The organism is Membranihabitans marinus (assembly GCF_019802045.1).
Lineage (GTDB): Bacteria > Bacteroidota > Bacteroidia > Chitinophagales > Saprospiraceae > Membranihabitans > Membranihabitans marinus_A.
On sequence record NZ_JAHVHU010000006.1, the window covers coordinates 162,366 to 187,731 of the forward strand.

A 25,366-nucleotide genomic window follows, 5' to 3' on the forward strand; every position below is an offset into this window, starting at 1 on the left:
ATTATGGCGAACTGATTTTCTTGATCTTAAATTTTAGCTCTAATTTTCAAACATATTAAGCAGTATCGAAATATTGGTCGCCATAATAAATCATACATTTTTAGATGAGATGAGAAAAACTCATCTCATCTCGAGCAACTAAAGTCGCCGCTACAGGGGTGCAGTGGTTTTGGCTTGAGATCAGTCCTGGAAACTATCAGAGCTGTTCGTTTCTCCCGGGCGCTGCATTGGAACGAAGTACTAATGGAAGAGCAGCGCTCTAGCAGATAAACATTAGCAGAAGCCCCCGTAGCGGCCCCAAATTCCATGCGGGGCGATACAAGGGTTTCTGAAAATTTTGTATCGTATATGGGAGATCTTTGGCGTTAGTAGTAAACTTTTTTCAAACAGTATGTCTCCGCTCAAAAGAAAGAAAAAATATGTAAGGTGAATTATGCGAGCAAATTCACTGAATTCATTGGGGATTGCCTCCCGGGCCACAAAAAATGTTAAACACGTACATGTTTTCTTGGATTATAATACTTTAGATTATTCTGAATATACCAATGATATTGAACACACTGCTTTACATTCTTAAAAAAACCCACTGAAAAATCACCAATTATGATCCCCGAAAACCATTACTGCCACAAAGCCACCCTTCTTCCACACGACAATCTGGACAAGATTTATCATGATACCGTCTACGGTTTTCCTGTGGAGGATGACAACGAATTATTTGAACGGCTGATTCTCGAGATTAACCAGGCCGGCCTCAACTGGTCACTGATCCTGAAAAAGCAGGAAAATTTCAGAGAAGCTTTCGATCAGTTTGATATTCATAAAGTTGCGTTCTATGACGATGCCGACCGGGACCGATTACTCAACAATGCCGGTATTATCCGCAACAAACTAAAAGTCAATGCCACGATATCCAACGCCCAACAAATTCTCGAGCTGCAAAAAGAATACGGATCATTCGCTGATTGGCTGGATCACCACCATCCTCTACCGCTGAAGGAATGGACAAAGTTATTCAAAAAAACATTTAAATTCACCGGCGGTGAAATCACCAAAGAATTTTTGATGAGCACGGGTTATCTGGCCGGTGCGCATCATAAGGAGTGTGCGGTTTATCAAGAGGTGGTGGGAAGTGGACCAGCTTGGTTGACAAAATAACGGTGCGAACATGGTATTACGCACATAATCCTAAGATCGTGAAAGATTTCCTTCGAATTCTCCCTGACGGACAACTTGTCTTCTCTCCGCTCCTACGAGACAGGCTGTCCTTGGACGAGACGATGCCTAACCTCATTGACAGCACTGGTGCGTGGCACTTCCAATGTGCCCCGAACCTTGAGATACTCCAGGGTTCAGGCGCTGGATGAGCGAATGAGTGAGAAAACCGAAAAGTACCCTTGCGGGCGAGTAGTGACACCGTGTACTACTTCAACAATGAGAAATCACATTCAGCACAAACTGTTTTCGCTTATATTCATAGTTCTTGGAAGTCATTTTGATTATTTCTCAAGACGTTTTTTTAGTTTAACTGGATTCTGTCGCACATCCCATATTGCATGAATCAAAATTCTATCGTCGAGTTCCTCATAAACAATGTTGTAACTAAGTTCTAACTTCAATCTAATACTTCCGTAATCTGACATCTTCCAATCTTTGGGTTTGCACCGATAAAGGCAACAGCCTTAAGGATCCGTTCGTTCAACTTTTCTGAATAGCTAATAGAATTAATTCGAAGAATCCAATAAGATAATATGGATTCTAAATCAATCAACGCCAACTCTGACCAAATTACTTTTTTATCCATTCTTTCATGCGCTGTTCAACTTCTTCCTGCGTCAAATATTTCCCGGATTGTATTTGTTTCCTGGATTCTTCGATCCGGGATATCTGATCAGGAGACAAGTGTACATTTTTATCTGAAGAGACTTCAAACTCAATAAAAGCCAAGACATCTTCAAGAATGTTCTCATCATTGACCTCTTTTAATTTATCTATCAAGTGGTTTTTTAATACTGACACAGAAATATTGATGTTTTCATTAGCTTCCATAATTTTTGATTGGATATCTATTGTTAAGATAAGGAGAAATTCCAAAATACTCAAACGGATTTTATCATAGCTAGTGCGTAAGGTACTAAATCCGTATTACTATATTGCCCGCTGATCCTGCTGATCTCGCTGATTTTCGCAGATTTACTATCAGACCAAGCCGCAGACTTGGTACTATCTGCGTTGATCTGTGTAATCTGCGGGAAAATAAAATAATGATGCGAACTTCGTTCCTTGTGCACTAGTGAAAACAATTGCAGGTACATAAACCCACTATGAGGATTACGATCTTAGTTTCTCGCCTTCCTCTCGTTTATTTGGACTTTTTCACCTTCTACCATATCCACTACGATCACCTCCCCATCCATCACATATTCCCCCGACACCTCAAAGGACCGCTCTCCAAACGGATTCTTCAACCGTAGCTGCCAGCCCTTTTCCGAATAAACTTCCACAGAGGCGACATAGCCATCCTTCCGCTCAGCCGACACCAGAAAAGCACCCTGAGCACGCAGATCCTCAAACGAGGCGTCCTGCCATTCTTCTGGGATCGCCGGAAATATATGCACCACTCCGGTATGGCTCTGGATCAACATTTCCTGGATACCCGCCGCAAAAGCCAAGTTCCCCTCCAGGGTAAATGGACGATAGGTGAAGTTGGAATGGCCGGCTTTGCACTGGTCCCCATTGACATGAAAGTTTAATCATTTCTCTTCAATAAACTTCGAGCCCTCAGAATACGTGATCCTCACGAATAATCACCTCCGAATACGATTCTTATTCTTCTAACCATTCGGAAACTCGATCAATCATTTCAAGCCTTTTGTCAGAGAAGGCGTGATCAGTTTTCATTAAAATATATTGGGCGCCATCCAACTGATCAATCCACTCCTTATTGCGTTCGTTCTCATCAAAAATTAAAAGCTTCTTATGGCTCAATGCTTTTTGATACGTCAGAGGATTGTATTCATCGGTACGATCGATCAACTCTCCAATAAACCGATCGGGATCCACTTTGAGCATAAATAAACTTTTGAGGTGATTTCTGGCGCCGGTTAAACTTTGCGGATCCCTGGCAGCTAATGCGACATTATAAGGCGAGTAGATCGCAATCTTCTTTACCCTGGGATCTTCAGCACCGCTTATCAGCGCAACTCCGCCCCCCATACTGTGTCCAAACAGAACAAATGAATCACTTTTAACATTGTATCGGTCCGCATGCGCAGGCACAGAGAAATAATCCAAGACCTTGGTCACATCTTCTATGCAATTCGAATACATGAATTCGCCCTGACTCCCCCAGGTGCCCCGGTAGTTGAAGAAAATGACATTCCTTCCATTTCTCCGCAATTCCTGGGCCACATCGAAATTTCGTTCATTCCCCGGCAGGCCATGCAGTAGCAATACAGTTTCCTTTTTTCCCGCTCCTGATGCAAAGAGGCCATAGCCTGCTATCGAATCATTGCCAATGGATATAATTATTTCCTGACTCGTCGCCGGATGGTTCTGGTGGTCATCCTGAGCATTCAGCTGGAATCCGTACAGGAGTATAAAAATGAGTAATGCGGGGTTTTGATATTTCATCATAGTTTTTTACATTAAAAGGAAAGAATCATTCAGCAGTGGTCCACACCCTCCAAAATTCATCGTCAATAATTCATCATCAACAATTAATAATTAACAATTAATAATTAAAATTCACCGTTCCACCCCATTCCCGTCGTACACCAGATAATCGGTCACCACGTCAAAAACCGGAATCATAGCTTCAAAATCGGAAGCTGCTTTTTTATAGAATTCAGGCTGCAGTGCTTCTGCTACCGGATACTTCCGCTGCAGTATAAATTGCTTCTTACGCAATAAATCAATATCAGGATGATCCCGGTCATAACCTCTCGGCGCTGTTTTCAATTCATCGCCCGTCAATCCGCCAAAACGATCAACGACCTCCTGCTGATTCAGGACCGCTCGTAGATCATCAGCATGAGCTACTATCCCCTCCCGGATAAACTGAAGATCGTCCCGGTTTGGGCCCCAGAACCCACCGGCTACCAAAATTTCATCCGATGATACCTGCAAATAGAATCCACCCCGGCGATACTTACCTGCCCGGGTAAAATGGGCTGCAAAATGGGTTTTATAGGGTGTCTTGTCCTTTGTAAAACGCAAATCGCGATAGATCCGATACACTTTTGTTTTTTCTATCCCATCCCGTTTAATCAATTCCAATCGGACCTTTTGCACAAATGATTTAAAATCCTTCCGGCTTTCCTCATACCAGGATTTGTGCTCTTGAAACCAGTCCCGGTTGTTGTTCTCTTTTAGTTCTTTTAAAAAATCAAGGGTGTTCTGATCGATCATGAATATGGGTCGTTGTGTAATGCTCAGAGCGGAAAGATACAAATAACTCGGAAGTATTTATTCCAAGAGTGAGCTTTTCTCCTCCGCTCAAATCACTCGCCAAGAACACAATTGATTTTATTGTAAAACCCAATCCGACGTACAACTCATGTTTTATATATCAGATCTGTGATACATCGTAGAAAGCCTTTCGTAGTTAAGTGGGACTTTTACACCAACACAATCACCATTGCTATAAATTAAATTAACGCATTATAATATTAATTTAAATAATTCAATCAAGCAACATTTAAGTTTGATTCTCATTATACTTAAAAAATAAGGACGAAAACATTACACTATGAAAAAGTTATTAATAATATCCGTATTAGCACTCATTTCACTGGTAATCTACTCCTGTGAAAAAGATGATATCGTAAATCCCACTTTCGAACGGCTGGAAATCACCAGTGTTGATCTTCCCGATACTTTCTTACTGGGACAAACCTATGAAATGAGAGTGAACTACAATCGGCCGGATGGATGCACGCACCTGCAAGGCTTCGACATCCTTCCCGTCCAACAAACCGTCAGGGAGGTCCAGGCTATTGGCGCCCGGTATGAAGACGAGGTATGCACACAGGTTATTGAAGAGGCGACAGACCAGTTTTTGTTTCAGGTTATTTACGCCGAACCTTATACTTTCAAGTTTTGGCAAGGCCAAGACTCGACCGGCAATGCAGAATATCTCACGGTAGAGATTCCGGTCCGGTAAGTGGATTGAGTTGAACAGTGGGGGCCCCACTGGTGTTTCGTTTCGAAATTCTACATGCAGCAGAGCTAACCGCACAATACGAAGTGAGTTAGCGTGCCCACCACAAACAAGTGAGAAATGGAGCTAGCTAAATTTATCTCTATGGATTACAGTGGGTTTCCCCTTCCCCTAAAGATCTGTATGCCTTTCCCAATAGTTTTGATCCTCAATCTCAGATAATATTGCGATATAATTTAAATATCTGACTTCAGAAATAGCACCCGCCCGAACCGCATCTTTCACCGCACAACCAGGTTCATTCCGATGGGTACAATCCCCAAATCGGCATTCTTTGGAATACTCAAAAAATTCCCGAAAATTATGCGCGACGTCTTGCACTTCGAGGTTGTTGAATGAAAGGGTCTTAATTCCCGGCGTATCAATAATTTCAGTTTGATCAGATAATGTATACATCTCAGCAAAAGTAGTCGTATGTTGTCCCTTGCCAGAGTATTCCGACAATTTACCTTCCAGAATTTGAAGGTTGGGATCCAGTGTATTGAGCAAAGAGCTTTTGCCTACGCCGGACTGGCCGCTAACCAGAGTTCTTTGGCCCTCCAGCTTCCCTCTAAGTTCATCAATGTGTATCCCGGTACGTGCTGAAACACGAAGGGTGTCATATCCTATGCGCTGATAAATTTCCTCAAACTCACTCAGCTTTTGAAAATCTTCGTCTGTGTAGATGTCTATTTTATTGAAGACAATAAGAACGGGAATATTATGTGGTTCGGTCATCAATAAATACCGATCAATAAACCCAGGCTTAATGGCAGGATCTCTCAACGTGACCATTAATGCCGCCTGGTCAATATTCGCCGCCATGAGGTGCATATAATGTTTTCGACGGGGGCTTTGTCGCAGAACGTAATTATCCCGGTTCAGAATCTTTCGAATGACACCGGTGCCCTCCTCATTATTCTCCATCTCCACCATGACCTGGTCTCCAACAGCAACCGGATTGGTTAATTTAAGTTTTCCCAATCTGAATTTACCACCAATGCGACACAGAACCACCTCACCTTTGATGTGGACAGCATACCAACTCCCGGTTGACTTCACTACAACGCCTTCCTGCATAAATTATGTAAATTGATTGATTTCATTAAAAGCATTGATGGCAGTCGAGATCTCAATGAGCTGCGAAGGATCTTTTTCTACTGCGTTACCGACGACCAAAATATCTGCGCCCGCTTCACACATGGCATGTGCCTGATCACCATTTCGGATTCCTCCTCCAACGATCAGTGGGATATCGATTTCCTTTTTCACTTCCCGAATCATGTCCTGGCTCACGGGTTCCTGCGCCCCGCTGCCCGCATCGAGATAGATGACACGCAAACCCAACAGCTCTCCGGCACTTGCCGTACAACTTGCTATATCCGGTTTGTCACGTGGGACTGGCATCGTTTGACTCATATAGGTCACCGTGGTCGGTCTACCGCCATCCACTAAAATATATCCGGTCGGAATAATCTCGAGGTTACTTCGTCGAAGATAAGGTGCTGCTGTGACGTGTTTACCAATAAGAAGCTCCGGGTTGCGACCGGAAATCAGCGACAAAAGCAGGATGCCATCTGCCCGGGTATTGATCTGAAACACATCTCCTGGAAACAGAACAGAAGGAACATCAAAATGCTTTTTAGTAAAACGAAGACATTGATCCAGATGATCCTTTTTCAGCAGGCTTCCCCCCACAAAAACATAGTCAATGTGACACTGATTAACATTGGATCTTAAAATATCGAGATGATTTTGACCTATATTGTCGGGATCAATCAACAAGGCAATGCCTTTTCTTCCATGACGATGGGCCGAATAAAATTGGTCGTAAATCATTGAATTCATTTTTCAAAGATAAATAATTTCAATAAACAGAGGCAGTAGCTCTAGAATAATGGGTTATATTCGTAAAATATTGTGCCACCTATCTAAGATTCAATTGATCTATCCGAATACAGATTTTATTTAATTTCAATTTTCTGCGCTTTCTCACCATGGACATGCCAACCAGCTTTTCATCCAATGACTTCAGAGAAGTCGGATTAGGTTAGCTCTATTGCTGAAAATTGAAAACGACTTCGGAAAGTCGGATTAGCTTTTTTACGCGAGGATGAACTGCCCGCCCGACCGAAAAAAGGGTTTTCGGTTCTTTCATCGATGGTGTATCAACCATCGGTACCACTCGTCGTGGTACTGCATTCAGTCATTCAACACATTCACCTAATCCGTGTATGAGCTCAAAATAAATGGACCTTCGGTAATACAAACAGTTTCAATGGATTATAAATCAGTATAGGAGGATGAACTGCGTTGAGCCTCACCTAATCCGTGTATGAGCTCAAAATAAATGGACCTACGAGAATCTTGATCTGACTGATAATCAAAATATGAATAGGATGAACTGCGTTGAGCCTCACCTAATCCGTGTATGAGCTCAAAATAAATGGACCTACGGTCCATTAGAAAAGAAAAATGCCCGCTCCCGAACAAGTTCGGGCGGGCATTTTTTTCTTTTCTATGATGACCTTTGGTCATCATATTTTGACCAACAAGTGACCGCGGGAGGATTCGAACCCCCAACCCTCAGAGCCGAAATCTGATATTCTATCCAGTTGAACTACGCGGCCATATATTCCTACTCAGGAATTATTTCTTTTTTTGCAACATCTAACTTTAAAGATATTCCTTTTTATCGACCAACTTTCATCCAACCCTCAGAGATATCCAGTTGAACTACGCGGCCATATTAAAGGGGTACGCTTTTTCCAGGGTGTGCCCTGAGCTTATCCCTTCAGCGCTGCAAAATTACAAGAATTTTACAAATTACAACTCATTTTAGCTTGAAAATTAAAAAAATCATGGCTTCATGATCGTTAACCGCTTGGTGATAATACGACGACCATACTGATCAATCAGTGCATACAGGTAAGGTCCCTTGTCAAATTCCGTGATATCGATTCGTACGGTCTCATCAGCTTCGACCTTGACAGGCATTTGAAATACTTCCTGTGCCAGAAAATTATACAAAGCAATCTTGTACTGTCCGGGTCTGAGGTTATTCAATTCTATATTGACATATCCGATGGCCGGATTGGGAAAGGCATAGATATCCGGCTCAGTCAATTCATCGATTCGTCGGAATCGGTGGAGGTATGACCGAACCCAGTATTTAATGCGGGTCGGTTTTCCATTTTGTCGATTCATCCAAACACTGGCCACCGGGATGCCGTGTTTATCAGTTAGAAAGTCATACCGATACTGAACCAACGGACCAAATAATTCTTCATAATTTACATATTCGGAAAAATCTTGCCAGGGTTTTTCTCCAATCCGCAATAATACCTGGTATTGATATTGCTCTATGGTAAAGTGTCGCAGAACATCATCAGAAATAATTTCATAATTTAATTGACCTTCCGCATCCCGGGTCGTCAGGCGATCAATATTCATTATAATCCGCACGCTGTCTGCATGGACTGGCAACTTTGACACAAATGTGGGCTTGAGTTCTGCCACGGAAAATTCGACCACAGCCTGGCTGTTGTACTCCCATTTTTGACCATACTGAGCAGAAGGATAATTGACGATAAACGGATAATCAAACCGGACGATCGTGGGAATGTACTGTTGGAATATATAAAACCCATACTGTCCCAGCATGTAAAGTTCTTTGCCTTCTTTCTTGTAAAAATGAATGGTGCGATCTTCCATGCGCATGGCATAATCAGCATCGGGAAAATGCGAACTACCTGCTGCATCGCCCGGATTTACAGGCACCACCGGTCTTAGATAAGGAGCTTTGGCCATACTAATATCCCATCTCGAATGACGATTGTGATCATTGATAGTTATATTATCAGGCATCCGATCAACGAGAAAATACAAAGTGTCTCCTACTGCAGGAAAATACTCGGATTGACTGGATCCATACATCGTACCAAGCAGGAATATGCCTAAAAGAATCATTCGCGGGATGGAGGACTTGATTTTCAAACTCTATAAACTCTGAAGTTCAACAAAACGGCTGTACACACCTTTGGAGGCCATCAAATCATCATGTCGGCCAGACTCTATAATCTCACCCTGCTCCAAAACAATGATTCGGTCTACATTCCGGATGGTTTGTAAACGATGCGCAATAATAATAATTGTTTTGTCTTTCCCCAGGTTCTCAATCGCTCGCTGAATAATGTCCTCAGATTCACTATCCAGGGAACTGGTCGCTTCATCTAAAATCAATATCGGAGAATCGTGATAGAGCGCTCGAGCCAAAACGATGCGTTGTCGTTGTCCCCCACTCAATTTTCCACCGGCTTCCCCGATCACCGTATCCAATTGATCTTCCATACCCGTGACAAAAGTCCACACATTGGCTTTACGACAGGCTTCGGTCAGTCGCTCTTCATCCGGCACAGATTCCGAAAGACATATATTATTGCGAATCGTGTCATGAAACAAGACAGGCTCCTGCGAAACGATACTAATCTTTTCTCTGAACGAAGCTTCCCGAATCTCCGCAATATCAATGCTGTCCATTGTAATCCGTCCTGATGTCGGTGACTGAAACCGACAGATCAGATCAACCAGGGTCGTCTTCCCCGACCCGGACGCACCGACGATGGCTACCCGACTCCCTTTAGGAATTTCCAGATTAATATTGTGAAGTACCTCGGCGGGTTCCCCAGGGTATCGGTAGGAAACTTCTTCCACACTGATCGACGATTGGAAAGCCTGTAGAGTAACCGTCCCTTTGGTGAGTTGATGTTCTCGCTCACTGTACATCAGCGATCGGATGCGATCCCAGGCCCCCATCCCTTTTTGATAATTGTAATACGCCCCTGAAAATGATTTGGCCGGTTCAATGATGTTATAAAACGCATATATAAAAGTCAGAAATGTGCTGGCTTCCAAATCACCGGAAAACACCTGATTGCTTCCCAACCACAGCAATAATGTAACTACAGATACACCCAAAAATTCAGACATGGGGGAAGCCAGATCCTTGCGAAATAATAATTTATTACGCATCTTCCGAAAAGCTTCATTAAACTGTGAAAAAAGTCCCTCAACGTATTTTTGGGCATGAAATGCCCGAATGGTTTTGATCCCGTACACCGATTCTTCTGTCACAGACAATGTAGACCCCATCAGATCCTGGGCTTCGCGGGACTGACGCTTCAATTGTCGGCTCAGACCCCCAATGACCACCGCTGTAAAGACCATAAGCCCCAAAACGTATAACGTGAGCGTGGGGCTTACATAGAGCATGTAGCCCAGACTGCCTGCGACAATCAATGGCGACCGAATGATAGTCTCCAGAACAGAAAGCACGCTGGATTCGAACTCCATCACATCACTGCTCATGATGGTCAATAAGTTTCCTTTTCGTTCTTCTTTATAAAACTCCAGGGGCTTTTGCAGCAATGTCGCGTAAATCATCTGACGCATATCACGTACCGCTCCGGTGCGCATATAAGCCATACAAACCAAAGACAAATAGCGAAAAATATTTTTTAGTAAAAATGAAACAACCAAAAAGATACAAACCATCAGCAATGCGCGGGCTCTTCCAAATTCCTCCACAAATGCATACAAATGGAAGTTGATGTATTCCATAAAATTTTGAAACGACAAGTCGCCGGGATTTGCTCTGGTCACCGTCGTGTCTACCTGATTGAATAAGACATCAAAAAAAGGTTTGAGAATAGGAATACTGACCAGGGTAAACAACGCCACAAAGACATTAGACAATATATTGCCTGCAAAGTACCACTTATAAGGTACGACTAACTGCCATATATCTTTTCGATCGGTCCTCAAAGGTCTGTCTTGTATTGTCCATCAGATAATCTATCCGGCGGGTTCTTCCAACTTAAAATCCTCCATAAAACTGGTATCAAATTTCCCACTCACAAAAGCTTCATTTTCCATAAGCTGCATATGAAAAGGGACCGTTGTTTTCACACCTTCCACGATAAACTCGTCCAGGGCTCGCTTCATTTTTCGAATACACTCCTCCCGGGTCTGTGCTTTACAAATTAACTTTGCAATCATCGAATCATAGTACGGGGGAATAACATAGCCGGCATACACATGGGTATCCACCCGAACCCCCTGCCCTTTGGGACTGTGAAACCCCGTAATGGTGCCAGGTGATGGCCGGAAATTATTGAACGGATCTTCCGCGTTGATGCGGCATTCGATCGCGTGAAGTAAAGGTATAAAGTTTTTCCCCGATATCTTTTCTCCCATCGCGACCTTGATTTGTTCTTTGATCAGGTCATGATCGATCACTTCTTCGGTTACCGTATGCTCCACCTGGATCCGGGTGTTCATTTCCATGAAGTAAAAGTTCCTGTTTTTATCTACCAAAAACTCAATGGTTCCTACACCTTCATAGTTAATAGCCTTGGCGGCCTTGATGGCTGCTTTACCCATTTTATCTCTCAATCGCGTTGTCATAAAAGGGCTGGGACTTTCTTCCACCAGTTTTTGATGTCTTCGCTGGATAGAACAATCCCGCTCGCTAAGGTGCGCCACCTTTCCATGCTGATCACCGATCACCTGTATTTCTATATGACGCGGTTCCTCGATGAATTTTTCGATGTACAAACCATCATTTCCAAATGATGCCTTGGCTTCCATCTGCGCACTGTTCCAGTTTTTCTCAAATTCCTCCTTATTATGAACCACGCGCATTCCTTTACCACCGCCACCGGCTGTTGCTTTGATCATCACCGGGTACTTGATCTTATCTGCAATCTCCAACCCTGCTTTCACATCATCAACGAGGCCTTCTGATCCTGGGATGCAAGGCACTTTCGCTTTGATCATAGTCTCTTTTGCCGTGACTTTATCTCCCATGAGACGCATTTGTTCAGCGGTCGGCCCGATAAATTTAATGCCGTACTCCGTGCAGATCTCTGCAAAATCAGCATTTTCAGCCAAAAAACCATAGCCCGGATGAATTGCATCCGCATTCGTAATCTCGACCGCCGCCATGATCTTGGGAATATTCAGGTAGGAAAGATTGCTTTGAGCCGGACCGATGCATACTGCTTCGTCTGCAAATCGTACATGCAGGCTTTCTTTATCGGCTGTCGAATAAACAGCGACCGTTTTAATTCCCATTTCTTTGCAGGTACGAATGACTCGCAGTGCAATTTCACCCCGGTTTGCTATTAATATTTTATTGAACATGTCGGATTGAATTCGTTGATTACTGAAATAAACTCACCAGCCATCCACCGTACGCCGGCCGGCATCATAGATCTCGGCTTCGGGCGCTATCCATTGGGATCAATCAGGAACAACACCTGGTCGTATTCTACAGGTGCCGCATCCTCAGAAACGATCTTAACAATCTTCCCGCTAATCTCTGATTCGATCTCATTAAACAATTTCATAGCTTCTACGATGCATACCACATCTCCTTTCTCGATCTGGTCCCCCACTTTGATAAATGGCGGCTTATCCGGGGACGGACTCCGGTAAAATGTACCCACCATGGGTGATTTGATTTCAAGAAGTTGACTGTCTTTATCTTGCTCTGGATCTTTATCCGAACCAGCAGGTGCATTGCTCGCTGCAGTGTTTGCCGGAGCGGGTGCCTCAGCAGGTGCTTCCTGGATTCCAGCGGGCAGGTTTTGATTGCCCGGCAATTGGATGATTTGGTTGCTTTCCTTGGATTTTTTCTGGTATTTATCTGTTTTGATGGACAATTCAAAATCTCCATCTTTGATTTTAAATTCTGACAAGTGTGAATCACTGATCAGTTTAAGCAATTCGGTGATTTCTTTATAGTTCATGCTGTTACTGTTTTACGCGTTCAATATAATTTCCCGTTTCCGTTTCAATTTTCACGACATCGGATTGATTGATAAATAATGGCACTCGGATCTCTGCGCCGGTTTCTACGGTCGCAGGTTTTTGCGCATTGGTCGCCGTATCACCCCGTACACCGGGTTCGGTATAGGTCACCTCCAACTCAACATACTGAGGCAACTCCACCACAAGCGGTCTTTCTTCCTCTGAATGAAAAAGAATCTCTACTTGCTCTGATTCTTTCATAAATTCCGGATGGTCAACCATTTCTTTGTTTACCGCGACTTGCTCGTACGTTTCATTATTCATAAAGTGAAACGCGTACTCATCACTATAAAGGTACTGAAAATTTCTTCGCTCTACGCGAACCGGATCAATGCTGTGTCCGGCTGCAAAAGTATGGTCCAATATTTTACCTGAGGTAATGCTTTTGAGCTTGGTCCGTACAAATGCGTTTCCCTTTCCGGGTTTTACATGCTGAAAATCAATAACATGATACAAATCATTGTTGAAATTTATGCAAAGTCCTTTGCGGATATCAGATGTGTTTGCCATAAGTAAGTTATCTCTACATTTGATTTACAAAATAATAAATTAATGGGAATCATACGCCCAGGTCAGATAAATCGTCCCCCAGGTAAAACCTCCGCCAAAAGCAGTCAGGATTATTTGGTCACCCTTTTTGAGTTTTTTCTCATAATCCCACAGGCAGAGTGGAATAGTCGCAGCGGTCGTATTGCCGTATCGATCAATGTTGATCATAACTTTTTCCTTGGGCACTTCCAGAAAATCAGACAACGAATTGATAATCCGCATATTTGCCTGATGAGGAACTACCCAATCCAAATCATCTGCTGTGATGTTCTGTTTTTTAAGTACCTCCAGCGTGGCTTCCTTCATTCCTTTCACCGCTGCTTTGAAAACCGGACGGCCTTCCTGAAAAATATAATGCTGCTTGTTGTCCACGGTTTCATGTGAAGCCGGACGCAGCGAACCGCCACCCTTCATATACAAGTATTCTGCGCCGGCACCGTCACCCCGCAATACCGCATCTTCAAACCCTTCTCCGTTCTCACTCCGGCCGACCAATACACAACCTGCACCATCTCCAAAAATGATACATGTGGTTCGATCTGTATAGTCTACGATGGAGGACATCATGTCGACTCCGATCACCAGAATGTTCTCGTATGCGCCGCTCTCGACCATCCGTGCCGCAGTATTAAAGGCAAATAAAAATCCTGAACAAGCCGCACTCAAATCAAATCCGAAAGCGCGCTCCGCACCAATCGCGGTAGCAACTGAATTGGCGGTATCTGGAAATATCATATCGGGTGTTACCGTCGCACAGATCACCAGATCAATATCCCGGGGATCCATATTCGTTTTTTGAAGCAGGTCTTTGGCCGCTTGCTCCGCCATAAAACCCGACGCTTTCCCCTCTTCTTTCAGGATACGTCGTTCGACAATTCCGGTTCGGGTTCGGATCCATTCATCCGAAGTATCGACCATTTTCTCCAAATCCTGATTTGTCAACTTAGTTTCCGGCACATATCCCCCCACACCCTTGATTGCCGCCTTGTATAAAGCCATGTTTTATTGTTTCTTTAACGTAATCCGGCTGCAAGGTAAAAAATTTCATGCATACATTTCCATATTTATTATCCAGATCTGATCCGAAAACCTGATCCTGATCTTCTTTGATGTGAACATAATCATTTGTATACATGTGTATACTTTTGTATTACAGTTACTAACGAATAGAAATTTGAAATTGCTTTTGGATTGAATCCCTTTTCCCTTAAATTTTCAAACCTTTGTACTAAAGCGATCATCTCCTCGTTTTTTACATAGTTTATATGCAACTTCGAACCTATTTCGCAAAAATATTAATCCCGATAAACCACCTATGAGGCTATTCAGTTTATTGATATTTACCTGGTTTTGTGCTACTCATTCTTTGTCCGCACAAGCTCCTTTGGAGATATCTATGCCAGATACGACCACGGCGCGGGGAGCACAAATATGTATTCCGCTGACCGTGAATCAATTTAATAATGTGGGTACTTTCTCTTTTGTCATGCGCTGGAATCCTGGAGTTATAGATTTCGACACCTTAAATTTCAAGAACCCTGTACTGAGTACCGGAGGGAGTAATCTCGCAATGAATAAAGACCTCAGCAATGAAGGAGTCCTTGTATTTTCCTGGTTTGCAAATAATTTGGCCCCCATCCAGATTCCCGATGACTCAACATTCCTGGAGGTTTGTTTTGAAGCAATCGGACAGATAGGTGATTCGACAAATCTCACCGTGGGATCTTATAAGGAGACAGATATTAGCTTTACAGATACTTCTTCACTGTCCGATCCCAATATTAACTTTACTATATCGGACGGCAGCATAACCGTTGTTCCGACAGGAAATCTGGATTTTAATTATTCAGCCTGCGAATCGGGCAGTGGTTTTGAGATGAATGTGGAAGTTTTTAGCGGAACGGAACCCTACAGCTACACCTTGACCGGTGCAGCAACAGGTGATGCGAGTGGTCTGTCCACCCCATTTGACATCACCGGGCTCAGCGCCGGCGATTACACCCTGGTAATCACCGATGCCGACGGTCAAAGTGTCTCTAAAGACATTACGCTTCAAAATAACAATGTTAACCCCCAGGTAAGTGGAGTTCCCAATACCTGCAGTACCAGTAATCCGAATGGAATGGTCTACCTGGCCGCACCGCTGCCCGGCAACCACCAGATTCAATGGACCTATGACAATGAAAACTACTACAATGTCGACACACTGAAAAATTTGAGCGGCGGGGAAGTCCGCTTATTCATTACCGATGAAAACAACTGTGAGCAAGCAGCCGGGACCTATACCGTGGAAGACCTGGGCTTGCAAGCCACCGCGACCGTGCTTACTCCACCGAGCTGTTCAGGCGCACCAGGTTCCGTCCAAATAGACATTTTGGGTGGCACACCTCCTTATGATATTTACAATGGAGGCAATTCGGTCAACGTCTCATCGTCCAGCATCACTTTAGATCTCTACAGTACCTCAGAAACCTTTAATATACGAGATGGCAGTGGTGGGTCATGTGCTGAGAATTTAACCGTTACCTCAACACCTGTGGGAGGTGATCAATTCACCCTGAGTGAAGAAACCATCAATAACATCGACTGTGAAAATCTCGATACCCCGGGTTTGCAATACCGCGGAACGGTGACCAACAGCAGCGGATCGGGCAATCCATTTGCACGGGCTGATCTATTCTTTGCCGATGATACACCGGTCAATGGTATATACTACATTGCAAATGCGTCGACCGGGCTTTTGAGAGCATTTGACCTGGATGCGGGAGAGTACTACTGGGCGATTGAGGGCGAGTGCACCGACACCACCTTTCGCTTTACTATCGAAGATCTGACCACGACGCCCCCCAGCGTCGATGCCACAATCACGCCGATCGGGTGCGGAACGGGATCGGAGCTGGGTGCCATCAGCCTGACGGTCTTTCCTACCGGCAACGGTTACACCTACGAGTGGAGCACGGGCGATTCCACGGCCGCCGTCACCGATCTGGATACCGGTCGGTATACCGTCACGGTGACCGATACCTTATCGAAATGCAGCTTGACGGAAACATACAACATCCAAGCAGGCGTCATCTTCACCAAAACGGAAGGAACCCTTCCGTGCGATGCAGATACCATGATCAACGTCGGCGTGACCATCCGAAGTGACTATCAGTCCATTCTCTGGGACAGCGGTGAAAACACGGAAATCATTACGGTCAGTCAACCCGGCTATTATCCATTTACCATTACTCCGGAGGATCCGGCGTGCACCCCGCTGCGGGACTCCATCTACGTGGCCTCGGAGGCGGGTGGAGTTATGGTACTAGGATTAAACCCCGTACTCATTGACAATTGTTTTAATCCTGAAGCTATTATGGTTGCTCACACCAATCCACACCCTGACAGTTTGGGCTTTTCATGGGATAATGGTCCCATTACAGTAGGTTTAAATGATATGCGGTTCTTTGGCGACGAAGAACATAATCTCAAAATATTCAAAGGAGAGTGCGTTGCTATCGACACCAATTTTCGCTTTGAGTTTAACAATGTCATTATAATTGATTCAACTATTCAAAATATCGATTGCCATGGAAATGAAAATGGTGAGATTTACGTATCTGCCAGAAAAGTAGGAGGAGGTAATTTTGGCTTTCTTTATGAATTCAATAACTCTGGTCAAGATGAACCATTGATTGCAAAAAGAAATCTTCAACCCGGATCTTATTCAGTAAGAATAAAAGATCAATCACCTGTCACCGCCAACAAATGTCCTGATTATAATAAGTCTTTCACTATCACAGAACCTGAACCTTTTACGGTTACCGTGGACAGCAGTCAGGTGACCCTTCCCTCTTGCTATGGGGACAGCGATGGAAGTCTTTTACTGGTCTCCACCGGAGGAAATCCGGGCACCAAAGAAATCCGGTACAATTTCAGCGGCGGGGCCAAACGAACAAATGATCTCTTTCTGGACAGTTTAAAAGCCAGCAACTATCAGATCCGGGTCGAGGATTCTCTGGGGTGTGTGGCGAATACCACCTATATGCTGGAACAGCCCGAACCGGTTAATTTCACAATACCGCCCATAGAAGAACCAGAATGCGCCGGCTATACGACCACAGTCACCATTTCCAATGCCACCGGCGGAACCGGCATGGACTATCAATATTCTGTCGATGGCGGAGTTCCTGTACCCCTGGGTGATCCTTTGGATATCCTGGCCGGCACGCACGACATTACGGTGTTCGACGGGAACCTCTGCAATGTGACCAATGCGGTCACGATCCGGGAACCCGCCCCAATCATTGTCGACTTTAATCAGCCGGACACGCTTCAGGTCTCCTTGGGCGAAAACACCGACATCTCTGCTCAAATTACAGCGGACAACCCCATCGACGATTACATCTGGACACCGGTATCAGCAGATTCTCTGAGTTCAGACAACACCTTGACTTTCACCGCCGTCGACAATGTCGTTATAGGCCTGGAAGTCATCGACTCCAGAGGCTGCGTGGGAAGCAACGAAATTTTTGTTCTGGTTCGTAAAAGGCGGGACGTGGGTATCCCCAATGCGTTTTCACCCAACGGTGATGGTCACAATGATTTACTGACCATTATCCCGGGACCTTCTGTACGGTCGATTAAGAAGTTTCAAATCTATGACCGCTGGGGGAATCTTATGTGGGAAGAATCTGATATATCGCCCGCGCAGGCACAGATCACAGGATGGGATGGCACCTCCGCCGGTCAACCGGTTACTTTTGATGTCTATGTGGCGCTGGTCAAAGTGGAATACATCGACGGGCAGGTCATCCAGCGCATCACCGATGTCACCCTGATCAAATAGTTGGAGAGGACGTATGGGGAAATGATCGAGGGAAATCCGGTGCCGAAGCCTGGCGAGGGGGCGAGAAGGCTTACACCTGTCCAGCCCACGTTCATCAGGCCTCAAACTCCAATCAGCTTGATCCCATCAGGATCAGACTATTGCTTCGATTTATAAATTTAGTACGGTATTTATGAATTGGAGCACGAGCACTCAGTTCATAAATATTATAAATAATCCAGGCGCTTCCAGATCGTTTCACGCCTGTCTGCCGGCAATTAAAGACAAAAATTATAGCCAGGCAGGCTCACGAATCGCCTAACTCAATCTGCGATTCGTGAGCCCGTAAGGTATCTGAAAGCCCAATTAATTAAACATATAGAACTATGAAACACACCACTGGTGCGCCGAATCATAAGTAATGTATAGGTATTATCTAGCGCTTCCATCCCTAGCTTGTACCTCTTTAGCGCAAATAAAAAGCTCTATTTGAGTTTGATTCAATAGACCTCGGAGAGGTCATAACTGTATTAGCAGATGGTTTAGCAGTATTCTTCGACTTCCGAGAAGTCGCAATGTCTAAGGATACATTACGACCTCGCTGAGGTCGATATTTGACAATAACCGGTGCTAATATACTTGGACCTGCGCTGCAGGTCTTCTTATAATCTACATTTACGCACCCAAACTTGTGAGGGATGGAAGCGCTTAATATAATGCATACAATTTCTGACTTGCAGCAGTAGTGCTGCCAAATCATAAGTAAAAGAAACTATTGAAGAAATTATTTTTTGACATAATGAAGAATGACCGAGAGAAGTTCCAAGGTATTGGAACCTAAGATCCTGTGGGTTATGATGCATATTAAGAGTGCATCAATTGCTTAAATTCCAAAACATCCTAAGCGCTGTTCGCAGGAGCTCACAGTTCCTTCAACAAAGGACGAATGACGACCATTGGTCTCGGCCGAACCACTGCTTTCAGTCATCCCAATTTTGGGTGACGTTTGACTTTTGCGGGCTAAAGTTCCTTCCACCCAATTTTTTCCAATAATATGTTTACATTTGATCTGCCATTTGAATCACTCAAAGAGGCGAGGGGAAAACCTCAGTGTGATTTACCGCGCTGAAATATTCAAAGACTGCGCAAACAAAGTGTCAACGAATGTTAATTTCAGTGTTCACATATTACATTTAAACATAATGTATTAATTTAGCCCCATGGTCAATTTTACAAAAATCCCAGGCTATATTCTGATGAGCTTTTTCTTCGTCAGCATCCTATCGTGTTCGTTTCAAAAGAAGACAAATAAAATGGAGTTTGATACGGTCAATCCCGCGCGATATGACATCGTTCAAGATGCACGGAATGCACTTGGAGCTGGGTATCGGTATGGAGGAACCGGGAAAAACAAATATGATTGTTCCGGATTGGTCTTGACACTTTTTGCTGAACAAGATATTCAACTGCCCCGATCAGCCAGTGGAATGATCCGGTACGGCGAAAAAATAAACAAGGATGAATTACTTCCCGGTGATCTGGTATTTTTTCGTCATGGAAAACGAATTGATCACGTGGCGGTCGTATCCCGCATGGGCCCCGCGAAAACATGGATGATTCACAGTACGACCTCCCGAGGGGTTATCGAAGAAGTTCTGGAAGACTCTTCGTATTGGTCGCGGCGTGTTGCTCAATATCGTCGGGTGATTCCGTGATAGTATGAAAAGGGTACTTCACGACATCGGTTTAAGTGCACGGAATCATACGTAATGTATGCTATTCAACAGATTATTTTTTGACAAATCGAAGAATGACCGAGAGAAGTTCCATGGTAGTAGAACCAATGATCCTGCGGATCTTTAACGAGGGACCGCAAAATCCCTCTTGCGGTGGATTGGGAGCTCTGTAAGGATCATAAAGTTTGGTCAATAACCGGCAACGATTTTAAATTGGTTCCAGTTTTTATGGATATTCCCAAGTAGTACAATCCATGGATCAAATTTTGAAAATAAGGCACGATAGCCTTGAATAATACCATTTGAATTCATAATTGCCGCATATATTCCAAAATCTTATACAGCATGATCAAGTACAAATGGTATAATTTATCATGTGGATCCCGTACGGGCGCCATGATAGATTCTATTTCATGTCCACTTCGGGTCGTTCGTCGCGATTCAACAACTCCCAGGCTGTGCCAAAAATCAACTGACCGATGGTGCGCATTTTTCCGAACTCGATTTTCTCAATGGTATCCGTCGATTTGTGGTAATCTTCATGGACGCCGGTAAAATAGAAAATAACCGGAATATCATTTTTAGCAAAGTTGTAATGATCGGACCGGTAATAAAAGCGATTGGGGTCCGCTTCATCATTGTAAGTATAATCCAGCTCCAGGTTGGTCAGCGATTGATTGACCTCTTCATTGATCGCATGAAGATCACTGCTCAGCTTATCCGATCCAATAATGTAGGTATAGAAGGGGTTATCCTGATGCGCCTCATCCCGTCGGCCTATCATATCCACGTTGAGATTGGTTATGGTGGAAGACAGCGGATACAGCGGGTGATCCGTGTAATAGGCAGAACCTAATAATCCTTTTTCTTCAGCATTTGCAAATAAAATCAATAAGGATCGACGGGGTTCATTTCCCGGTTCCTGGGCCAATTCACTGATGACCCGTGCAATCTCCAGTATGGTCGAAGTGCCCGATCCATCATCGTCGGCTCCATTGTAGATCTGATCTCCACGCACACCCAGGTGGTCCAGGTGTGCAGACATCACGAGTAATTCGTGACGTAATTCAGGATCTTTTCCGGGTAAAATGCCGACTACGTTGGGGACATATTCATATTCTGTCCGTTTATGCAATGCGATAGCAAAATCAGTGCGGATCACCACGGGATCTTTTTCCACACGGGGTGAGCTGTATTTTTCACGATCATATTCAGCGATATCACCAGCATAGTCATCCATCAGCTGCGCCGCTACACGTGGTGAAATATACACCACATTGGTTCGTTTGGATTGCGGTAACCGGGTCGTAATGGTAGGTGCAGACAAAATTTGCCGATAGCGTCGAAGTCGTTCATTGTATCGATCCGTAATCACTAGTATGAGTCGTACCCCGGCTTTACGAGCCGCTTTCAGCTTATTTTCTTCCAAACCGGACGTTTTCAATTCACTGTTCCCCGGTCTTCCCTCTTTGATGATCACAATTCGGTTGGCCAGGTCACCTTCCTGAAAATCATCGTAGGACTCGGAGTTCATTCCGTACCCCAGGTACACGATTTCTTTACTGGTGAAGGCAGGCAAATTGGGATTTTGGGAGGGCAGGGCATAGAAATCAGTGAGATACCGATAGGGTCTATCGTCGATCGTCATCGATATATCCTGCCACACTTGCTTGTACAACGGAAAATATTGAAAGTAATCGGAGGTTCTCACTGGCGTCTCATAACCAAAAAGCTCAAGTTGACCAGCGAGGTACTTCGCGGCTTTCAGGTTACCGGGATGTCCCGCTTCCCGACCTTCCATGTCATCTGCGGATAAAATCTCCAGATGCTTGCGTATATTCTCCTCAGACAGCCGATCTGCATAGGTACTCAATTTCATAAAATCGGTCCCTACCTTTTGCGCGGTCAGCGAAAAAGATGTCCCCATAAAAACAAGCAGAAGTATCGCGTGTATGGTCCTTTTCATGGTATTATAATTATTACGTTTTCCCCATTTTTCGTCTTCCTACAAGTTAAATCGGGAAAGATCTGCAAATCCGCCCAGTTTTGAATGTAGTTTTTCGACCAGATCGGGATCTTTCGTCTGCACGACAAGATTCGCCAATCCGGGAATACGGCTGTCCCATTGTTCTTTCTGCGCACCGAATCCGGCATTGAGTGCAGATTGACTGATGGAGCGGTAAAACACCATTTGTTCGGCAAACCGATCGATTATTTTGTCGAGGAGTGGAATCATTTGTTCCGGAACTCCGAGTTGGTTATAATACTGAACAAATACCAGGGTCTCACCATCATACGGGAAGTTGAAATCCGGGAATACCGCAAAATACTTATCGATCAGATCGATCCCGATTTGCTGATAATGCTGCCGTTCTTCCTCCGTACCCGCGGAATTCATCTTGGCCACGGCATCGCTGGCGCCCGAGCCAAACATATTCTTCAGTGCCATGATCGTTCCCCGGAATCCATCCGCTACAGTCTGATCGTATTTGTCCAGGCCACCCCATCGAAAATCATTCATGATGTGATCGTGAAGCACCTCGAGATTGACCATATTCTGGCCCTGCACCGGAACCAATCGCTGTCCCAACCCTTCGAGGCGCAGGTATTTCTGCAATCCGTACAACTGATCCTTCGGTGCTGTAAGTGACCAATAAATGGGGCGTTCCTGCCAGTTGCTTGCGATAATATCCAACACAGCGAGCTGACCTTTATTGATAAAATTCCTGGATCCATCGATCGTACCGGTCATGCGGGAAACAATTCGTCCACTATCGGCTGGCAGTGTCATTTTTTCCATGCTCGGGTCGTTTCGGTCCACCTCTATATAAAATTGGTTGGAGGGCAGGAAGCTTTCAAATTCCCGGCCACCTGATGCCGGTGTCGGGTTATCTGCTGCTGCAAAATCAATGATTTGTTTCAATGGCATCGTATTTCCCTCCCTGTATGGAAGATTGTTGCGCTTTGATCCACGGAACTGATCCCGGGTAAAGGTGAACTTAATGGGTGGAGAATCATTCAGTTTTCGCCGAAGTCCATCGATGTACCAGTCCACCGGAATCAAGCTAAGGTTCACCACGCGAACATCGGTGCGGATGCCTTCGACCTCCTGGGCATACCAGAGTGGATAGGTATCATTATCTCCATAGGTGAATATAATAGCATTTTCTGCACAGCTCTCCAGAAAATTATTGGCTGAATCTCTGGCACCATGCAGGTTACGTCGATTGTGATCATTGTAATTATTAAATGCCATCAAAGCCGGTGCGATCAGCACAACGACTCCGGCAATAACCGCCGGTGATACGCCCTTCATCCGTTCCGCCAAACGCTCATAAATGGCAGGAACTGCCATGCCCATCCAAATCGCAAAAGCAAAAAATGACCCCACCAGCACGTAATCCCGTTCCCGGGGTTCAATCGGCGGCTGATTGGAATAGACTATAATGCCTATACCGGTGATGACAAAAAAGGCCAACATGGTGACCCATTCCCGTCTACGGCGGGAATATTGCCAGAAGAAACCAATCAAACCAAAAATAAGCGGTAAATAAAAATAAAAATTCCGGTTCTCATCGGCCTTCACCCAGTCCGGATCTTTACTGTAATCATAAAAACCCATTTTGGTGATCTTATCAATAAAAGGGATTCCCGACACCCAGTGCCCCTCGGTCCAGTTCCAGGGAACATATCCTTGATTGCCATCATGTCGTCCGGTAAAGTTCCACATAAAATAACGGATATACATCCAGCCCACCTGGTACTGTATAAAAAAGTTAATGTTATCCCCCAGCGTCGGTGAACCATTCTGCCTTTTCATCCAATGCGCCCGGTAACGGGGAACATCTTTGGGTTGCCCCGAAGACATTCGCGGGAACAACACCTCATCCTGATCCCGGTACTTCACGTTGGCCTTTTGATTCGTGATTTCATAGCGATCTCCTACCCGCCCATAGCGGTCTTTAAACTCAATATCTATCGGATCTTTATCAAACTGAGGCCCTTTCAGAATTGCCCGTTCACCATACTGTTCCCGGTTTATGTAAGGAATAAGTGAAAACACATTGTCCGGGTTGTTCATATTAATCGGTGGTTCAGCGCCTGCACGTAGTACCACGACCATGATGGTACTGTACCCGATGATGACCAGCATCAACGCAATCAGTGCGCGTTCGATCACATATTTTTGATTTTTCCACGCATATCTCAAGCCGAAATAAAACCCGGCTATGAGTAACAACACCAAGGGAATCAATCCACTTTGAATCGGCATACCCAGGGAGTTGACGGTAAATAATTCAAATTTGGACCACAACAGCGGCAGTCCAACAATGACTCCTTTTTGAATAATCACCAGACTGATCAGCCCAAGGACAGACGCCACAAGAAAACCTTTGACTGAAGGTCTATCTGACTTTTTATAGTAATAAAAGAGCGCCATAGACGGAATGGCAAGTACCGATAGTAGGTGCACCCCGATCGATAAACCAATGGCGTAAAAGGCCAATAACAACCAACGATCATTGCCCTTGGACTCCGGCAAGGTGTACCACTTTACTGTCGCCCAGAGGGTCAGCATGGTAAAAAATGTAGACAGAGCATACACTTCGCCCTCGACCGCAGAAAACCATACCGATGTGGCGAAAGCGCTGGCAAATCCCGCCACAACCCCGCCCAGTATCAGCGCCAGATCCTGTCCGAAAGTGGTGGATTCATGGCGCCCGACCAACGCATGCCGGCTCAACCGGATGCAAATCCATACGGCAAACATGGCAGCGACCGATGTCGAGAAGGCCGAAAGCAGATTAACGGCAAATGCCGGTGCAGAAGGTGAAGACGAAAACAGCTCTCCAAATAAAGTAAAGATCCGTCCAATCAGCAGAAACAGGGGCGCACCAGGCGGGTGGACGACCTGAAGTTTGTAAGCACCTGCAATAAATTCTCCGACATCCCACAGGGAACCGGTTCGTTCCGTGGTGGCCGCGAAAACGATAAATGTGATCACAAATACAGCCCATCCGGCAATATTCTTTAATTGGTTGTATCGGTTGTTCATGAATATAATGTCAATTTAGGCTCAAAAATACTAAAATTGTCCGCTCAGCGTAATTTTTCCACCGTATATCACGCCGAAAATAATCATTATTATTAAACATAATGAGCCGTCTTTTATTGGATTGTCGTACATTTGTTTTCAAA

At 44.6% G+C, this 25,366-nt stretch carries 18 protein-coding genes, 1 tRNA gene and 1 pseudogene; 4 read left to right on the top strand and 16 right to left on the bottom strand.

Translation table 11 applies throughout. The annotated features are described in order from the left end of the window. The first annotated feature begins 603 nt into the window (after positions 1-603). Entirely contained in the window at positions 604-1,158 is a 555-nt protein-coding gene (locus KUV50_RS06645) for a DNA-3-methyladenine glycosylase I (protein ID WP_222579320.1), read from the top strand. A gap of 630 nt (positions 1,159-1,788) precedes the next feature. Here the strand turns inward: KUV50_RS06645 and KUV50_RS06650 are convergent. From KUV50_RS06650 to KUV50_RS06665, 4 genes and pseudogenes are all read right to left on the bottom strand, one after another. Beyond that, on the bottom strand, positions 1,789-2,049 hold the full coding sequence (locus KUV50_RS06650) for a hypothetical protein (protein ID WP_222579321.1): 261 nt from the start codon (positions 2,047-2,049) through the stop codon (positions 1,789-1,791). Positions 2,050-2,339: 290 nt separating this feature from the next. Next, positions 2,340-2,747 (bottom strand): annotated as a pseudogene (locus KUV50_RS06655) (glycoside hydrolase family 95-like protein); the annotation flags it as partial. A 79-nt stretch (positions 2,748-2,826) separates the two neighbouring features. Then, complete coding sequence (locus tag KUV50_RS06660; RefSeq protein WP_222579323.1) at positions 2,827-3,636, bottom strand: alpha/beta hydrolase family protein; 810 nt, start codon at positions 3,634-3,636, stop codon at positions 2,827-2,829. A 111-nt stretch (positions 3,637-3,747) separates the two neighbouring features. Then, the gene (locus KUV50_RS06665; RefSeq protein ID WP_222579324.1) at positions 3,748-4,410 is read right to left on the bottom strand and encodes a DUF2461 domain-containing protein; all 663 of its coding nucleotides are present in this window, start codon (positions 4,408-4,410) and stop codon (positions 3,748-3,750) included. Positions 4,411-4,750: 340 nt separating this feature from the next. Here KUV50_RS06665 and KUV50_RS06670 point away from each other — a divergent pair, with 340 nt between their 5' ends. Next, positions 4,751-5,164 carry a hypothetical protein gene (locus tag KUV50_RS06670; RefSeq protein ID WP_222579325.1) on the top strand — a complete coding sequence of 138 codons (414 nt, stop codon included), beginning with the start codon at positions 4,751-4,753 and terminating at the stop codon, positions 5,162-5,164. A gap of 168 nt (positions 5,165-5,332) precedes the next feature. Here the strand turns inward: KUV50_RS06670 and rsgA are convergent, their stop codons facing one another. From rsgA to KUV50_RS06720, 10 genes are all read right to left on the bottom strand, one after another. Next, entirely contained in the window at positions 5,333-6,280 is a 948-nt protein-coding gene (gene rsgA / locus KUV50_RS06675; protein ID WP_222579326.1) for a ribosome small subunit-dependent GTPase A, read from the bottom strand. Positions 6,281-6,283: 3 nt separating this feature from the next. Continuing rightward, positions 6,284-7,039, bottom strand: coding sequence for a geranylgeranylglyceryl/heptaprenylglyceryl phosphate synthase (locus KUV50_RS06680; protein WP_222579327.1), 756 nt, complete (start codon positions 7,037-7,039; stop codon positions 6,284-6,286). Positions 7,040-7,756: 717 nt separating this feature from the next. After that, a tRNA-Arg gene (locus tag KUV50_RS06685) sits at positions 7,757-7,830 on the bottom strand. 229 nt (positions 7,831-8,059) lie between these two features. After that, the gene (locus KUV50_RS06690) at positions 8,060-9,196 is read right to left on the bottom strand and encodes a T9SS type A sorting domain-containing protein (RefSeq protein WP_222579328.1); all 1,137 of its coding nucleotides are present in this window, start codon (positions 9,194-9,196) and stop codon (positions 8,060-8,062) included. A gap of 3 nt (positions 9,197-9,199) precedes the next feature. Further along, a complete protein-coding gene (locus KUV50_RS06695) occupies positions 9,200-11,023 on the bottom strand; it encodes an ABC transporter ATP-binding protein (protein ID WP_222579329.1) in 1,824 nt (607 codons plus the stop codon). 30 nt (positions 11,024-11,053) lie between these two features. Further along, positions 11,054-12,403: an acetyl-CoA carboxylase biotin carboxylase subunit gene (gene accC, locus KUV50_RS06700; RefSeq protein ID WP_222579330.1), complete on the bottom strand. Its 1,350-nt coding sequence runs from the start codon at positions 12,401-12,403 to the stop codon at positions 11,054-11,056. 86 nt (positions 12,404-12,489) lie between these two features. After that, positions 12,490-13,011: an acetyl-CoA carboxylase biotin carboxyl carrier protein gene (accB, locus tag KUV50_RS06705; RefSeq protein WP_222579331.1), complete on the bottom strand. Its 522-nt coding sequence runs from the start codon at positions 13,009-13,011 to the stop codon at positions 12,490-12,492. A 4-nt stretch (positions 13,012-13,015) separates the two neighbouring features. Then, positions 13,016-13,582, bottom strand: coding sequence for an elongation factor P (efp, locus tag KUV50_RS06710; protein ID WP_222579332.1), 567 nt, complete (start codon positions 13,580-13,582; stop codon positions 13,016-13,018). Positions 13,583-13,621: 39 nt separating this feature from the next. Further along, positions 13,622-14,620 (bottom strand): beta-ketoacyl-ACP synthase III, encoded by a 999-nt coding sequence (locus KUV50_RS06715; protein ID WP_222579333.1) that lies wholly within the window; start codon positions 14,618-14,620, stop codon positions 13,622-13,624. Further along, positions 14,565-14,756 carry a hypothetical protein gene (locus tag KUV50_RS06720; protein ID WP_222579334.1) on the bottom strand — a complete coding sequence of 64 codons (192 nt, stop codon included), beginning with the start codon at positions 14,754-14,756 and terminating at the stop codon, positions 14,565-14,567. The genes KUV50_RS06715 and KUV50_RS06720 overlap by 56 nt, the downstream gene beginning before the upstream one ends. 180 nt (positions 14,757-14,936) lie before the next feature. Between KUV50_RS06720 and KUV50_RS06725 the strand changes: the two genes are divergently transcribed. Both KUV50_RS06725 and KUV50_RS06730 read left to right on the top strand, forming a co-directional pair. Beyond that, a complete protein-coding gene (locus KUV50_RS06725; RefSeq protein ID WP_222579335.1) occupies positions 14,937-18,452 on the top strand; it encodes a gliding motility-associated C-terminal domain-containing protein in 3,516 nt (1,171 codons plus the stop codon). Positions 18,453-19,651: 1,199 nt separating this feature from the next. Further along, on the top strand, positions 19,652-20,146 hold the full coding sequence (locus tag KUV50_RS06730; RefSeq protein WP_222579336.1) for a C40 family peptidase: 495 nt from the start codon (positions 19,652-19,654) through the stop codon (positions 20,144-20,146). Positions 20,147-20,573: 427 nt separating this feature from the next. On the opposite strand, the gene KUV50_RS06735 is transcribed toward KUV50_RS06730, so the two are convergent. Together KUV50_RS06735 and KUV50_RS06740 are read right to left on the bottom strand one after the other, a co-directional pair. After that, entirely contained in the window at positions 20,574-22,133 is a 1,560-nt protein-coding gene (locus KUV50_RS06735; RefSeq protein WP_222579337.1) for a M28 family peptidase, read from the bottom strand. A 39-nt stretch (positions 22,134-22,172) separates the two neighbouring features. Beyond that, positions 22,173-25,223 (bottom strand): DUF2723 domain-containing protein, encoded by a 3,051-nt coding sequence (locus KUV50_RS06740; protein ID WP_222579338.1) that lies wholly within the window; start codon positions 25,221-25,223, stop codon positions 22,173-22,175. Positions 25,224-25,366 lie beyond the last annotated feature (143 nt).

Excerpts from the sequence above, each read along its gene's own strand:
- KUV50_RS06645 (WP_222579320.1), top strand. The coding sequence starts at position 604 with ATGATCCCCGAAAACCATTACTGCCACAAAGCCACCCTTCTTCCACAC.
- KUV50_RS06650 (WP_222579321.1), bottom strand. The coding sequence starts at position 2,049 with ATGGAAGCTAATGAAAACATCAATATTTCTGTGTCAGTATTAAAAAAC.
- KUV50_RS06660 (WP_222579323.1), bottom strand. The coding sequence starts at position 3,636 with ATGATGAAATATCAAAACCCCGCATTACTCATTTTTATACTCCTGTAC.
- KUV50_RS06665 (WP_222579324.1), bottom strand. The coding sequence starts at position 4,410 with ATGATCGATCAGAACACCCTTGATTTTTTAAAAGAACTAAAAGAGAAC.
- KUV50_RS06670 (WP_222579325.1), top strand. The coding sequence starts at position 4,751 with ATGAAAAAGTTATTAATAATATCCGTATTAGCACTCATTTCACTGGTA.
- rsgA (WP_222579326.1), bottom strand. The coding sequence starts at position 6,280 with ATGCAGGAAGGCGTTGTAGTGAAGTCAACCGGGAGTTGGTATGCTGTC.
- KUV50_RS06680 (WP_222579327.1), bottom strand. The coding sequence starts at position 7,039 with ATGATTTACGACCAATTTTATTCGGCCCATCGTCATGGAAGAAAAGGC.
- accC (WP_222579330.1), bottom strand. The coding sequence starts at position 12,403 with ATGTTCAATAAAATATTAATAGCAAACCGGGGTGAAATTGCACTGCGA.
- accB (WP_222579331.1), bottom strand. The coding sequence starts at position 13,011 with ATGAACTATAAAGAAATCACCGAATTGCTTAAACTGATCAGTGATTCA.
- efp (WP_222579332.1), bottom strand. The coding sequence starts at position 13,582 with ATGGCAAACACATCTGATATCCGCAAAGGACTTTGCATAAATTTCAAC.
- KUV50_RS06715 (WP_222579333.1), bottom strand. The coding sequence starts at position 14,620 with ATGGCTTTATACAAGGCGGCAATCAAGGGTGTGGGGGGATATGTGCCG.
- KUV50_RS06720 (WP_222579334.1), bottom strand. The coding sequence starts at position 14,756 with ATGTATACAAATGATTATGTTCACATCAAAGAAGATCAGGATCAGGTT.
- KUV50_RS06725 (WP_222579335.1), top strand. The coding sequence starts at position 14,937 with ATGAGGCTATTCAGTTTATTGATATTTACCTGGTTTTGTGCTACTCAT.
- KUV50_RS06730 (WP_222579336.1), top strand. The coding sequence starts at position 19,652 with ATGGTCAATTTTACAAAAATCCCAGGCTATATTCTGATGAGCTTTTTC.
- KUV50_RS06735 (WP_222579337.1), bottom strand. The coding sequence starts at position 22,133 with ATGAAAAGGACCATACACGCGATACTTCTGCTTGTTTTTATGGGGACA.
- KUV50_RS06740 (WP_222579338.1), bottom strand. The coding sequence starts at position 25,223 with ATGAACAACCGATACAACCAATTAAAGAATATTGCCGGATGGGCTGTA.